The sequence below is a fragment of the Xanthomonas sp. D-99 genome (assembly GCF_017746145.1).
GTDB classification, from domain to species: domain Bacteria; phylum Pseudomonadota; class Gammaproteobacteria; order Xanthomonadales; family Xanthomonadaceae; genus Xanthomonas; species Xanthomonas cissicola.
Window position 1 is genome coordinate 1 of the sequence record NZ_JAGHWU010000071.1, and the last position, 14527, is coordinate 14527.

At 65.1% G+C, this 14527-nt stretch carries 7 protein-coding genes and 1 pseudogene; 6 read left to right on the forward strand and 2 right to left on the reverse strand.

Annotation, left to right across the window (positions count from 1 at the left end; translation table 11 throughout):
• Positions 1–57: 57 nt before the first annotated feature.
• The 4 genes from J7360_RS18990 (at position 58) to J7360_RS19005 (ending at position 6126) form a co-directional block, all read left to right on the forward strand.
• Positions 58–1644: an APC family permease gene (locus tag J7360_RS18990; protein WP_057661282.1), complete on the forward strand. Its 1587-nt coding sequence runs from the start codon at positions 58–60 to the stop codon at positions 1642–1644.
• On the forward strand, positions 1634–3970 hold the full coding sequence (locus tag J7360_RS18995) for a S9 family peptidase (protein WP_209034494.1): 2337 nt from the start codon (positions 1634–1636) through the stop codon (positions 3968–3970). Before J7360_RS18990 ends, J7360_RS18995 begins: the two co-directional genes overlap by 11 nt.
• Positions 3970–5607: a DUF5597 domain-containing protein gene (locus tag J7360_RS19000; protein ID WP_209034495.1), complete on the forward strand. Its 1638-nt coding sequence runs from the start codon at positions 3970–3972 to the stop codon at positions 5605–5607. The genes J7360_RS18995 and J7360_RS19000 overlap by 1 nt, the downstream gene beginning before the upstream one ends.
• 222 nt (positions 5608–5829) lie before the next feature.
• A complete protein-coding gene (locus J7360_RS19005) occupies positions 5830–6126 on the forward strand; it encodes a hypothetical protein (protein ID WP_057661267.1) in 297 nt (98 codons plus the stop codon).
• A gap of 755 nt (positions 6127–6881) precedes the next feature.
• Here the strand turns inward: J7360_RS19005 and J7360_RS19010 are convergent.
• Entirely contained in the window at positions 6882–7952 is a 1071-nt protein-coding gene (locus J7360_RS19010; RefSeq protein ID WP_209034497.1) for a DUF5694 domain-containing protein, read from the reverse strand.
• A gap of 434 nt (positions 7953–8386) precedes the next feature.
• On the reverse strand, positions 8387–9955 hold the full coding sequence (locus J7360_RS19015; protein ID WP_209034499.1) for a S53 family peptidase: 1569 nt from the start codon (positions 9953–9955) through the stop codon (positions 8387–8389).
• A 455-nt stretch (positions 9956–10410) separates the two neighbouring features.
• Here J7360_RS19015 and J7360_RS19020 point away from each other — a divergent pair, with 455 nt between their 5' ends.
• A complete protein-coding gene (locus J7360_RS19020; protein ID WP_209034501.1) occupies positions 10411–12759 on the forward strand; it encodes a Tat pathway signal protein in 2349 nt (782 codons plus the stop codon).
• A gap of 471 nt (positions 12760–13230) precedes the next feature.
• Positions 13231–14527, forward strand: a pseudogene (locus J7360_RS19025) (TonB-dependent receptor plug domain-containing protein); the annotation flags it as partial.

A 14527-nucleotide genomic window follows, 5' to 3' on the forward strand; every position in this document is an offset into this window, starting at 1 on the left:
GTTGTTCAGACCTTCCTTAAGTGCAGTAACCGCGCTTTCCACATTTCGGGGCGACGTATGACCACCCACGCTGCGACCACGCAAGGCAAGTTCCACAAGCGGTTGAGCCTGACCGACCTGACCTTCATCGGGCTGGGTTCGATCTTCGGTTCCGGGTGGTTGTTTTCGGCCAGCCACGTCTCTTCGATCGCGGGGCCGGCCGGCATCGTGTCGTGGATCCTCGGCGGCATCGCGGTGCTGTTGCTTGGGCTGGTGTATTGCGAACTCGGTGCGGCATTGCCGCGCGCCGGCGGAGTGGTGCGCTACCCGGAGTATTCGCATGGCGCCTTGCTCGGCTCGCTGACCGGCTTCATCACCTTGATTGCGTTCTCCAGCCTGATCGCGATCGAAGTGGAGGCGGCGCGGCAATACGCAGCGGCGTGGTTCCCGTGGTTGAGCCAGCCGAACAGCACCCATCCCAGCATCGTGGGTTGGCTGGTGCAGCTGGCGTTGCTGGTGCTGTTCTTCGTGCTCAACTATTTCAGCGTCAAGACCTTTGCGCTGGCCAACAACATCGTCAGCATCTTCAAGTTTCTGGTGCCGATCCTGGTGATCGTGCTGCTGATGCAGCACTTCGATGCCGGCAATCTGAGCGTGCATGGGTTCGCGCCATCGGGCATGGCAGGCGTGGAAGCGGCGATCTCGGCCGGCGGCATCATCTTCGCGTACCTGGGACTGACCCCGATCGTGTCGGTGGCCAGCGAAGTGCGCGACCCGCAGCGCAATATTCCGATTGCGCTGATCCTGTCGGTGGCGCTGTCCACGGTGATTTACGTGCTGCTGCAGCTGGCGTTCCTGGGCAGCATCCCGGCCGCGCAGCTCGCACACGGCTGGGCGGGTATCGACAAGGCCTTCTCGCTGCCGTACCACGACATCGCCTTAGCGCTGGGCATGGCGTGGCTGGCGGCACTGGTGATCTGCGATGCGATGGTCTCGCCCAGCGGCACCGGCAATATCTACATGAATGCCACGCCGCGCGTGGTGTATGGCTGGGCGCGTAGCGGTGGATTCTTGCCGGTGCTGACGCGGGTGGATCCGGCGTCGGGCATCCCGCGTCCGGCACTGTGGTTGAGTCTGGGCTTGTCGATCTTCTGGACGCTGCCGTTTCCCTCGTGGGAAACGCTGATCGGCGTGGTGTCGGCCGCCTTGGTGCTGAGCTATGCGGTGGCGCCGATCACGGTGGCGGCCCTGCGCCGCAGAGCACCGGACTTACCGCGCCCATTTTTCGTGCGTGGCCTGCCGGTGCTGGGGCCGCTTTCGTTCATGGTGGCGGCGTTGATCGTGTACTGGTCCACCTGGCCGACCTTGTCGTGGTTGCTCGGCTTGCAGGTGCTCGCGTTCGTGCTGTATGTGCCGTACCGCCTGCCTTCGCGCGAAGGCCGCGCGCGCCTGGTGCGGCAGGTGCACGCATCGTTGTGGCTGATCGTGTTCTTCGTGCTGGTGATGCTGGTGTCGTGGGCGGGGACGTTCGGCGGACATGGCTGGATTGCGCATCCGTTCGATACGCTGGCTGTGGCGGCCATTGCGTTCTTCATTTATCACTGGGGCGCGCGCAGCGGTTTGCGCAGCGACGAGCTTGCGCTGGAGGAGGACGATGGTGAGTGAGGCGCGCCGCAGCGCACTTGGTTTGCGTCGATGGTGTGCGCTGGCCGCCTCGGTGATGCTGTTGTCCGGTGCTGTGCAGGCTGCGCCCAGCGTTGCCGATTACCAACGCTCGCTGGGGTTGCGCGAGCAGTGGATCACGCTGACGGAGAATGTCGCCTGGCCGGCGCAATGGCAGGACAATGGCAGGTTCCATTACCGCAAGACGGTGCCGGGTGGTTTTGCGTTCGTCAGTACCGATGTGGCCACGTTGCAGAAGCAGCCGGCCTTCGATCAGGCGCGCGTGGCGCAGGGCTTGAGTGCGGCAACCGGACAAGCCTACGCGCCGCTGCGCCTGCCGTTCGAGCAGTTCTCGTTTTCAACCGAGGGCGAACGCAGCAATGGCGCCATTGTCTTCGCACTGGACGATGCGCCCTGGCGTTGCACGCTGACCACCTACCACTGCGCACCCGATGCTCGGCTGCAGTCGGCACGCCCACGCGGTTTCGGCGTGGTGCGCGACCCGCTGGTGCCCGCCGACACCACGCCGCGTCGCTCGCCCGATGCCACGTGGGAGGTGCTGGCCGATGGTTGGAACCTGGTGTTGCGCCATGTCGCCGACGGGCAGGTCACCCGGCTCAGCAGCGACGGCCGTGCCGATGACTATTTCGATCTGGAAAGTGTTGCCTGGTCGCCGGATTCGCGGCAGCTGGCGGTGTACCGCGTGCGTCCGGGGCTGGCTCGCCGTGTCACCCGCGTCGAAGCCGCGCCTGCCGGCGGCGGGCAACCGGTGGTGCATACCCAGTTGTATCCCAAGCCGGGCGATGCGGTGGATGTGGAGCGGCCGGTGCTATTTGCGCTGGACGGCACACGCCGCGACGTGGACACCGCGTTGTTCGACAACCCGTATTCGTTGTCGCCGCTGCAGTGGCGCAGCGATGGGCGCAGCGTGGCGTTCGAGTATGTGCAGCGTGGTTTTCAACGCATGCGCGTGATTTCGGTGGATGCAATCAGTGGGCGCGCGCGCGTGGCAGTCGGTGAAGACGCGCGCACCTTCGTGTATGCCGACCGCAGCTTTCGCCACGACGTAGACGGGCGTGGCGCTGAGGTGCTGTGGATTTCCGAACGTGACGGCTGGCGGCACCTGTATCTGTTCGATGGACGCAGCGGCAAGGTCAAACGCCAGCTCACCCGCGGGCCGTGGGTGGTGCGCGATGTGCTGCGCGTGGACGATGCGCAACGCCGCATCTGGTTCACGGCCAGCGGGATGGATGCGGGCAAGGATCCGTACGACCGCCAGCTCTACAGCGTGGATTTCGACGGCCGCCGGTTGACCCGCTTGACCCACGCCGAGGCCGACCACGATGTGGCGATAGCCGATGACGGCCTGCATTACGTCGATGTCTATTCGCGGCCGGACCTGCCGCCGGTGATGGAGCTGCACGCCATCGATGGCCGGCTGCTGCACACCGTGGAGCGTGGCACGATCGACAAGCTGCAGGCCGCCGGCTGGCGCGCGCCGGAGACCTTCGTGGCCAAGGGCCGCGATGGCACCACCGATATCTGGGGCATGGTGGTGCGTCCGCGCGACTACGATCCGCGCAAGACCTATCCGGTGATCGAGAACATCTATGCCGGGCCACACGATTCCTTCGTCCCCAAGACGTTCTGGCCGTTCGGTTATCACTCCGGCGGCGACAAGCAGATCGGCATGCAGGCGCAGGCCGATCTGGGTTTCATCGTGGTGATGATCGACGGCATGGGGACCGCCAATCGCTCCAAGGCGTTTCATGATGTGGCGTGGAAAAATCTGGGCGATTCCGGGTTTGCCGACCGCATTGCCTGGCATCGTGCGCTGGCGGCCAAGGACCCGTCTTACGACATCAGCCGCGTCGGTATCTACGGTGCATCGGCCGGCGGGCAGAGCACGCTGGGAGCGCTCGAGCGTCATCCGGAGTTCTACAAGGTGGGCGTTGCGTTTGCCGGGTGCTACGACAACCGCATGGACAAGATCAGCTGGAACGAGCAGTGGATGGGCTGGCCGGTGGATGCGCACTATGCGCAGGCGTCTGGCGTGGCCAATGCAAGCAAGGTGCAGGGCGACCTGCTGCTGATCGTCGGCGAGCAGGACAGCAATGTGGATCCGGCGTCCACCGCACAAGTCGTCGACGCACTGATCGAGGCCGGCAAGGAATTCGACCTGCTCACCGTACCGGGTGGCGAGCATTCGGTTGGCCGCTCCAGCGGGCCGATCGATTACGTGCAACGTCGCCAGTACGACTTCTTCGTGCGCCATCTGCGCAACGAATCCACGCCGCACTGGAATTCCCTGCCATCGGAGGCGCAATGATGGGTTTGTTTGTTCGATTCAAGCCGCAGCGGCGCTGCCGCCTCGCGGCGCTGCTGTGGTCGTTGGTGATGTTGGCCGCTAGCGCCCCGCTGCTGGCCAGTGCCGAAGAACTGCCGCGCTTGGTCACCCAGAATGGCCGCCATGCGCTGTTTGTCGATGGTGCGCCGTATACGATCCTGGCCGCGCAATTGCACAACTCCAGCGCATGGCCGGCGGTATTGCCCAAGGCGTTGGACGAGGTGGTTGCCCTGCATGCCAACACGGTGGAAGCGCCGGTGTACTGGGAGCAATTCGAGCCGGCACAGGGCCGCTTCGACACGAGCAATGTGGACGCGCTGATTGCCGGCGCCCGCAAGCGCGGCTTGCGTGTCGCGCTGCTGTGGTTCGGCAGCTGGAAGAATGGCCAGATGCATTACGTGCCGGAATGGATCAAGCGCGACGAAGCGACCTACCCGCGCATGCGCGACGCCAATGGCGAGCCGGTGGATGTGTTGTCGCCGCATGTGGCCGCCAATATGCAGGCCGATGCGCGTGCGTTCACTGCGTTGATGCGGCACCTGCGCAAGGTGGATGGCGACCGCCATACCGTGATCCTGGTGCAGGTGGAAAACGAGCCGGGCGCCATCGGTACCGTGCGCGATCACGGCCCCGCAGGGGAGGCCGCGTTCGCACAACCGGTGCCGGCCCAGATTGCGCGCGCGCTGGGCAAGCCGCAGGGCAGCTGGCAGCAACTGTTCGGTGCCGAAGCAGCCGAAGCGTTCAATGCGTATGCCACCGCCGCGTATATCGAACAGGTGGCCGCCGCCGGCAAGCGTGTGTATCCGCTGCCGTTCTATGTCAACACCTGGCTGCGCTACAAGGGCAAGCGCTATCCGGGCATGGACTATCCGTCCGGCGGTGCGACGGTGAACGTATTCGCGCTGTGGCGCGCGGCCACGCCGTCGATCGATTTCATCGGCACCGACATCTACACCAACGATTACAACGAATACACCAAGGTCATCGGCCAGTATGCGCGGCCCGACAACCCGGCCTGGGTATCGGAAACCGGCTTCGAAGCGGCCACCGCGCCGTATCTGTTCCATGTGCTGGGGCAGGGCGGGGTTGGCTTTTCGGTGTTCGGCATGGATGGCAACTCCGACAGCGAGGCCAACCGCGCAGCGGTTGCAGCCCATGCGGCCAACTTCAAACTGCTCGCGCCGATGCAGCGGAGTCTGGCGCAGGCGGCCTTCGACGGCCGCCTGCAGGCGGTGGCCGAACAGCCCGGCGCGCCGCAGCGGACGCTGCGCTTCGGCGACTGGGAGGCCAAGGTGTCGTTCGGTGCGCCCATGTGGGGCGATGCGCCGCCCATTCTGCCGGGCAACGACGACCACGCCGGCAGGCTACTGGTGGCGCAACTGGGGCCGGAGGAATTTCTGGTGACGGGCATGGCGGCGCGCATTGAATTTTTCCGCGACGCGGCCGATACCCGTCATGGACAACTGTTGCGGGTGGAGCAGGGGCGGTATGTCGATGGGCGCTGGCAGATGGAAAGGCAGCTCAACGGCGACCAGACCGACTACGGCCTCAACTTCGGGCGTGTGGATGCGGCTGGCAATGTGCCCGTGGTGTTGCGGGTGCGGGTGGGTACTTACTGAGCGCGCGTGACGCGGCTGTAAGGCGGGCGTTGGGGGAATCGACGAGCTGGGCAGGACATTGCGGCTGCTGTCCGCCGGTTCTAGTGTTCCGAGCAGTGCCACTGACACATATTTGTTGATGCGAGTGCCAAAGCAGTAGAACGCGGTTGCCAGCTGCGAGTGTGTTGGTGGGTTGTCAACAAACGTCATCGGTTAGTTCTCAGTTTCTACAGCGGAGCCATCATGAGCATCAGCAGCATCGCCAGTTCCGGAATGCAGGTCGCCGCGCTGCGTCAGCAGGTCGCGGCCAGCAATGTGGCCCGTCAGCCCGTGGACGGCAGCCCGCGTCAGTCCGTTGCCGCCAGCACCCAGGCCAATGGCGGCGCGGCGGCCAGCGTGGTCGATGCCAGCGCCTATCCATCTGCACCGGCCACCGATCTGGTGGAAGGTCTATCGGCACGCAATGACTTCCAGGCAAATGCCAACGTGTTGCGGCGCTCCGACGAGATGCTGGGTAGCTTGTTGGATGTGTTGACCTAATCGGTTGGCCTACACGACGACGGTCGTCGACCTGTAGCATTGTGTGCACGGCGTGTCCTGCGAACGACAAGGATGCCGTGCACTCAAGGTCTTCGTGTTTTCTGCAGGGCGCTTGCCCGCCCACCATCGCAGGACACGCTGCAAGTACGTCCTTGTAAGCTCCGTGGCGGCATCCATGCCGCCAAGGGTCCCGCGACGGTGAGCGGGCAAGGACCGGCCAACCTGGTCGGTGCGCAGCGTTTCTACAAGCAACCATCAATGCGACGCCGTCGAAAATAACCAGCCAACTCTCTGGTGCGGTGAATGCACCGCGCACTCAAGGTTTTCGCGTTTTGCTGCACGGCCCTTGCCCACCCACCATCGCCGGACACGCTGCAAGTACGTCCATGTAAGCTCCGTGGCGGCATCCATGCCGCCATCCCGCGACGGTGGGCGGGCAAGGACCAGTCGAGATGGTCGGTGCGCATGGTTCGGCAAAGCAACCGGCAGAGGGCTTTGCCCTTTTCCTTCGCTTTCATCAAAACCACCCGCCAACTGTCTGGTGCGGTGTCGCCGCCGATTGCGGGACCGTTGGCGGCATGGATGCCGCCATCGAGCCCCCATGGACGGGTTGACGGCGTGTCCCGCGAGCGGTGAGGGCACCGCACACGCGACGCGTCGATCTCCTCGCAACGCCGACGCGGTGAGGGCATCACGTATTCAAATAAACAGGCGTTGATCCGGAGCGTCATACTGAAATCGCTGTACTCACAACCTCATTGCCCGTCAGTGCCCAGCACCTGTGCCGCATTTATGATATCCACGCCCTGTAGCTGTCCCAGCCAGTTGTCGAACCAGGGTTTGTGCATCGCGCCGACCACCGCCAATACCCGTGCGCCGGGTTGGTCGGCAAAGCTGGCACGCACGTTAGACACCATGCGCAGGTCGCGGATTTCCCACCCGGACACGTAGCGATAGCCGTAGTGCTCCGGCGAGTCCTCGCTCAACGCAGCGCGAAAATCCACTGCAATCGCCAGCTGCTGGCTGGCAGGTAGATTGATCGCGCGGTACAACTCCAGCAGTTCGCCTTCGCTTGCCAACTGGTCTTCGTGTTCGCGCATGGTACGTGCACGCGGCGCGGCCTTGTCCCAGGCCGCCTGAATCGCCTTGCCGTAGGACACCGGATCGCCTATGTCGATGTTGTCGCCGGTGTGATCGTCGGCCGAATACACACGCTGCAAACCAAGCCGTGCCGCCAGCCGCGCGGCGATCTGGTTGCTCTCGTTGGGGCGCTCCTGTGCCTTGCGCAAGCGCGCCACCAGCGCAGCATCCAGCCCGTCGCCGGCACGTTGGTCGGCGGGTGCAAGCTGTAGCCATTGCACCAACGCAGATGACGGGTCGCCGGAGGCCAGGAACAGCGCTGCCAGATGGCGACGTTGTGCCGGCATGGGCGTCTGCGGCCAGGTCTTCAATGCGCTGCGTACCTGGCCAACGGCGGCTGGCACATCCAGTCCGGTGGCACGCGCAGCGTCGGCGGTGTCCGGACAATAGTTAGTGGTGTCTTCGGGCAGATAGACCGCAGGATGCCGGCGCATCAGATCGCAGCTTTCGCCAGACAGGTTTTCGACGGTGATGATGGTGGGGCGGTAAACAGCCAGTCGGTCTATCAGCGGTTGCAGGCGCGCGGCACTGATGTCGCTGCCCTTGGGCAACTGGGATAGATGCACGCTGCCGAGTACCAGCACCTGCGTGCGTGGCGCGGCCATCTCCGCATCCAGCTGTGACAGATCCACTTGCGCCTGCGCTACGCAGGGCGTGATGAGCGTCAGCAAGACGGAGCACAACATGCGATGCCGCCATGGCGCGGTCACGGCCGAACGGGATGCCGCAGCGTTGACGCCGTTCGGTTCGCAAGGGACTGGGATCTGCATGACGCTCCTTGTGGAATGATCGTGTCCGCGCCACCGCAAGCGCACCCTGCGGCGGTGGACGTGCGGCGAGTGTGGCCGAGGCAGCGGGCGGCGGGCCCGGCCGGAAAGTCATGCGGTCAAATGGCAGGGGCGGCAGTGCGCCCACCCTGCGAGGTTTTTGCCTGGTGGTGAAACGTCGGTCACGGTGGGTTGCACGTGCCGCATGCAAATGGCCTGAGCGTGCGTGGCGGCAGACCTGCAGGGGAGCTCGAGCGACGCAGCGAGGCGAGCGGCAGCCACCGCGCTTGTACGCTGATATCGGGGCATTCCGCGCGCGGTGATGGCTGCTTGCAGCATCGCCCATGCCACGCTCAGTCCGGTCGCAGCGCCTCGGCCAAGCGTGCGCCGTCGGGCACGCCCAACCCGGTATTGGCGTCCCAGCCGGTGGATGCACGGAAGCCGGCGTTATCGCCGGCAACGATGTCGCGGAATGCACCCGGCCGACCGTACAGACGCGGCAACACGAAGCGGGGTTGCATGCGGTTTGCGCCGTAGATGCGTGCCAGCAAGGCCGCCCATAATGGCGCAGCGGCGCTGGTGCCGCCCATCACGGCGGGCTGCCCGTTGATCGACAGGTAGTAACCGGTCTGCGCGTCGGCATTGGCTGCCACATCGGGGACACCACGCATGCCCAACTGGCGTGACTGATGCTGCGCATTGGTGATGCGCAGACCCATCTGCCAGGCAGGGCGGGCAAAGAACCTGCTTTCTCCGCCGCCGCCGTTCGTCCAGGCTTGTTCGTTGGCGCTGTCGGCCGTTACCTGGAGCCGAGTGCCGCCGCAGGCAAGCACGAACGGGCTGGATGCCGGAAAGCAGACATTCAATCCTGGCTGCCCGTCGCTGGCGCCATCGTCGCCAGCGGCAATGCACACGGTGATGCCCATCAGTGCAGCGGCCTGAAACGCACAGTCGTACGCCTGCCGCGATTGCGGCGTCCATTGCGATTCGGTGAAGCCCCAGCTGATGCCGATGACGCCAGGAGAATGCTCTGCATCGTGGATGGCGGCGTTGATCGCCTCCAGAAAACCGTTGTCGGTGTTGGGCGCGAAATACACCACCAGTTTGGCGCCCGGCGCGATTGCCCCGGCGATCTGGATATCCATCTGCGCTTCGACATCGGCATCAGCATTGCCGCGACTGACGGTATTGGTGGCCCCGGGCAACAGCACATCGACCAGTGTCGGCATGGGCACGCGCAGCTGCGCGAAATAGGCAGCCACCTGTTCGCGTGCATAGCCGCCGCCCAATACAATGATGCCGATGCATTGACCGTGCCCGTCGTGCTCGGGAAAGCCGTAGAGCTGCGCCAGCTGCGGTGGCGTGTATTGCATGATCGGACCATCCTGACTGTCGAGCGTTGTGGGCCGCACCGCGGGCGGCGAGGATGCAGTCGCCTCGGGCACGCTGGGTAGCGTCTGAGCCTGCGGGCGTGCGTCCAGCCCCAGCACGGCGGTGACGATGCCGCCCAGGGTCTGTGGAATCGATACCGGGCCGGTGCGTCCGCGATAGCGCAATGCACCATCGATATAGTCGCGCAAGCTGACCTGGAATGCGGCCTCGCATTGCTGCACGGTGCCTTCCACGATCACATTGCCGCTGTCTGCGTGCGCGTGCTCGATCGTCAAGCCATAGCTGGCGGCAAAGTCGGCAACGGCCTGCAGATCTGTCGCACTGGCAGCGAAGCGCTCGCTGAACTCCGCGCGCGTGCACGCACTCGGTAGCGTATCGGGCTGCAGTTGCAGCAGCGCATCGGCAGCGGCATTCAATGCCGGCATCCGCACCGCGAGCAGGACGCGCAGGCGTTCGTCCTGCGGCGGTTGTCCGGCTTGGATGGTGGAGGGGGCGGTACGGCGCTCACTGCCGGCCAGGATCGTGTGCATGCGGGGGAGAACTCCATCGAGGTGGGTGGGACAACGTGGGTTGGTGCAGATCCAATGTCGCCGCCGCGTGCTGCGCGACCAGCGCGGCGCGCACGACGGCCAGCGTGTGCATTCAACGCCATGCGCGGGTTGTCCGTGCAGCGGGGTACCGCGTGCGATGTACTGCAATACGAAGCACGGACGCATCGATCGCTGGGCCACCGGCCAATGGCACGCAATGGCAAGCGGTTGCAGCAAGATCAGCATCGCCCGCGTGCGCCTCAAATCCTGCGACAGCATGCCGCGTGGTTTGCGAGGCCAGCGTCCTGGCGCACTCAGGGCCGCCGCGCGCCCAACCGTCAGCGGTCCACGCGTCGGGGCGATGTGCAGATTTCCGCACCGGTGTCTGACCGCCGTCACAAGACGCCGTGCAGCAACGCGCGCACGATGGGCCACGATCATTCGAGGGAGTAACGATGGACCGTAGAACCTTTCTGCGTCGGGGCGTGGCGGCCACCGCGGCGGTCGGTGCAGGTGCCACGCTGGCCACGTCGTCGGCTGCAAGCACGCTGCCGGCGCCGACGCTGCCCCGTCTGGAACCGCTGCCTTCGGCCGCGCATGTCGGCAGCACGCTGTGCAGCTTCACCCACCTGCAGCGGCATTGGACGGTCTACGAGCATCTGGACGACGCGCAAGGCCAGCTCACGTTGTGCACCGACAGCGGCATGTTGCGCCTGGACAAACGCACCGAGCCGGCCTATCCGGCCGGGGGCACGCCGTATTTCGGGCTGCCGCTGGCGCAGGTGGCAATGGCCGAAGCCGACCTGCTGGCCGACCGCCTGCTGCGCGACGGCGACCCGGACGAGGCACAGGTGCGCGATGCCGCGCCGCCGCCTGCCTCCTTGCTCGACCCCAAGGACAACGGCGGCCGCTGGCCGTGGACCACCTTTATGGGCACACGCGAAAGCCTGGACACCATGCCCATCCTCCCCAACGGTCGCAGCCGCACCTCGCGTCCGGAACAAGCCTTCGCCGAGCTGGGCGAGGAAGCGCTGATCAAGCGCCGCGAAGAAGGCATGCTCGGCGGCTGGATGCCGGCGGTGCGCAAGGTGATGCGCCGTGAGGGCGAGCCCGACAGCTGGTACGACGTGCTGGTGTTTGCCGACGTGCGGGCAAGCGACCGCTTCGTGGTGCAGACCTGGCACCGCACCATGAAGGTCAAGGCCGGCGCCATCGTCGCGGTGCACTACACGCACAGCTACCCCGAATTTGCCCCCTCGCGCAGCGCCGCCACGGCCGAACAGTTCTACGCCGCACTGATCGATTTCGCTGCGTATTGGCAGCAGGCGCTGCAGGGCACCGTGCAGGCGCAGTTTCCCGATGCGAGCTGGAACGACATGGCGCAGTTCGCGTTCGCGCGCGAGCTGGTGGTGCGCCCTGGCGGCGACTACCCGAAGTATGGCGCGGTGGAACGCGATTACTACGGCAACGAATACGACGGTTTTCAGGACACCTTTACCAGCTCGTTGTACGCCAACCTGGAGTGGGGACGCTTTGCACAAGCCGCGGCGGTGCTCGACAACTACTTCGACGCCTTCGTGCAGGACGATGGCCTGCCGAACATGCGCGGGCCGGAAGTCGGGCAGTTCGGGCTCACCTTGTCGTTGCTGGCGCGGTACCTGCGTTACACCGGCGATGCGCCACGGCTGCGCCGCGTGCTGACCAAGATCGCCGCCACCGCGCAGCTGTTGTGCGCCTTGCACGACCAGGCGCTGGCACTGCCGCGCACGGCGCATGGCCATGGGTTGCTGCACGGCTGGAACGAATCCGATGCCTGCCTGTTTCCCGATCCATCGCTATGGTGGAAACCGTATTTCGCCAATAGCGCGCTGACCATTCGCGGCTGGGAAGACATCGCACAGGTGTGGAGCACGCTCGATGGCGATGCCGGCCAGGCCGCGCAATGGCAACGCCGCGCCAAGCAGCTGCGTACGCGGCTGGAGGCCAGCCTGCGTGCCAACGTGCGTCGCGACCTTTCGCCGCCGTACGTGGGTCCGTTGCCCGGGACCACATTGACCTTCCGCCAATCGCTGCTGCAGGAAAAGCCCAGCGAACAGCAATGGCCGCATCGTGCATATGCCGAACTGCTGCAGGCCGATGTGTTGCCGGACGATCTGGCCCACCTGGTGATCGATTGCCTGCGTGGCCACGGCGGCACCAGCATTGGCGTGGTGGCCAACATCGCACCGCCGGAGCCGGGCAGCCGCGATCTGCTCGGTTTCATTTCCTACGGCTACGCGCAACAACTGCTGCGGCTGGATCGCATCGAAGAATACCTGTTGTTCGTCTACGCGCATCGCTATCAAGTGCACACGCGCGGTAGTTGGACCGCCGGGGAAGTCAGCGGCATCACCGGCGGCATGCCGTTGTTCTGCATCCCGGCGCAGATGACCATTCCCTTGCTGCTGCGCTGGATGCTGGTCAGCGACGACAGCGCCGGCGAGCAGTTGTTTCTCGCGCGTGCGGTACCGCGCGCGTGGCTGGGCAGCGGTGCGCCTGTTGGCATCACCGCAGCGCCAACGCGCTGGGGCACGGTCACCTTGACGCTGCGCACCGACACTGCGGCGCGTTGCATCAGTGCCGATGTGCAATTGCCGGAACGCGCACCTGCACGCACCTGGCTCACCTTGCGCACGCCCGCAGGCACACGTCTGCAGCGCGTGCTGGTCGATGGAAAACCGGCGCGAGTGCAGGGCTCGCATGCGGATCGGGTGGCCTTGCCCGGTGCTGCTGCACTGGTGAAGGTGCAGGCGTGGTACGTCTGACAACCGCGACGCGATGCGCAAGCATCGCCTTGCTGCAGTGTTGCTGGACATGGCGTGCCACAGTGCCGCTTTGCTGATCGCATGCAGGTGCTGTGGTCGATCGTAGAGACCAGGGCACATCGGATGATCGTGTCGGTATGTCGCTGCTTGGGCAATCCAGGCATGCCCGAAAGCAGGCGCAAGCACGCGATTTTCCGCATGCGCCCCGACTAAATTCGTCAAGACGGCGCAGTGCCGTTGTCGCAAGATTTTTTTAACGTAACGCGTGTGTCACAACGTGTGCTCTCAGGGGAGAGCGGTGCCGTAGCAGGTGCCGTCCTTGCATGCGTAGAGACCTGCCGCTGAGACGGCAGGCCGGTGCAGTTTCTGTCGTGATCGATCCCTCCATCTGTGCGCTGTGCCGGTGCGGCTTGGCCGTGCGCGGTCGTGCAGGAAGGTGGCCCGTACCCTGCGTCAGCACGAGGATTTCCGATGTCGTCCAGCCGCACTGCTGTTGCTCCCCAACGACGCGTCTTGCAGACCACCAGGCTCGTCAACGCTGTGTTGTTTGCACTGGCGGTCGCCGCCGTGCCGGCCGCCGCGCAACAGCGTGGCGATGGCGCAGACGATGCCACCCAGACCTTGGATCAGATCAACGTCACCGGCACCCATCTGCGCCGCGTCGACGCCGAAACCGCCAGCCCGGTCGTAGTGATCGACCGGCAGCGTATCGAAGACAGCGGGCAGAGCACGCTGGGGCAGCTGCTGCAACGCTTGCCGATGATGGCCGGCTTCCAGACCGGGCCCGCGCTCAATTCCAACTTCAGTCACGGCCGCGCGCTGGTGTCGCTACGCAATCTCGGGCCCGAGCGCACCTTGGTGTTGGTCAACGGCCATCGCATGGCAGGGCCTGCCAGCAGCGTGGCGTCGGCGCCCGGCGTGGACGTCAATGCAATCCCCGCAGCGATGGTGGAGCGCGTGGAAGTGCTCACCGACGGTGCGTCGTCGGTATACGGCTCCGATGCGATCGGCGGGGTGGTCAACGTCATCCTCAAGGACAAATACGACGGATTCGCTGCCACCGCGGACTACGCGCAGAGCACCCATGGCGATGCCAATCGACGCACGCACGGGCTGGAATGGGGCAAGACCTGGGACCGCGGTAGGCTGATCGTAGGGCTCAGCCGAAACTCGATGAACCCGGTGTTCAATCGCGACCGCAGTTATGCGGCAAAGCAGGTGGAATATCTCGATGGGCAGGTCAGCGAGGTTCGCGGAGCCAACACCCGCGCCTTCCTGACCGACGGGCGCGTGCTGACGCCGGTGGATGGCGTCGCGCCGGGGCCGGTCGGCGAAGAGGCGTTTCGCCCCTACAATCGCGCCACCGACAGCTACAACGTCTACGACGCGCAGTACCTGATCACCCCGATCAAACGCACCAATGCCTCGCTGCACGGCAGTTTCGACTTCAACCCCAGCGTGCAGGGCTACATGGACGTGTTCTGGACGCGCAGCAAGACGGTCTCGCGCTTGGATGCCTACGGGCTGGAAATGCCGGACGCGGTAGACAACTACTACAACCCGTTCGGCGATCAACTGGACGCCTACTATCTGCGCTCTCCGCAGGCCAATACGCGCGTCTACACCTCCACCATGTTCCAGACCAATATCGTGGCTGGCTGGCTGGCTGGCTGGCTTGCGCGGGCGCGTGGATGGCACCAGTTGGCAGTGGGATGCGGCGGCCGGCCATGCACGCTACAAGGACACCTTGGGAAGGTCTGATCAACTC

Coding starts and splice junctions, on each gene's coding strand:
- J7360_RS18990 (WP_057661282.1), top strand. CDS start 58: ATGACCACCCACGCTGCGACCACGCAAGGCAAGTTCCACAAGCGGTTG.
- J7360_RS18995 (WP_209034494.1), top strand. CDS start 1,634: ATGGTGAGTGAGGCGCGCCGCAGCGCACTTGGTTTGCGTCGATGGTGT.
- J7360_RS19000 (WP_209034495.1), top strand. CDS start 3,970: ATGGGTTTGTTTGTTCGATTCAAGCCGCAGCGGCGCTGCCGCCTCGCG.
- J7360_RS19005 (WP_057661267.1), top strand. CDS start 5,830: ATGAGCATCAGCAGCATCGCCAGTTCCGGAATGCAGGTCGCCGCGCTG.
- J7360_RS19010 (WP_209034497.1), bottom strand. CDS start 7,952: ATGTTGTGCTCCGTCTTGCTGACGCTCATCACGCCCTGCGTAGCGCAG.
- J7360_RS19015 (WP_209034499.1), bottom strand. CDS start 9,955: ATGCACACGATCCTGGCCGGCAGTGAGCGCCGTACCGCCCCCTCCACC.
- J7360_RS19020 (WP_209034501.1), top strand. CDS start 10,411: ATGGACCGTAGAACCTTTCTGCGTCGGGGCGTGGCGGCCACCGCGGCG.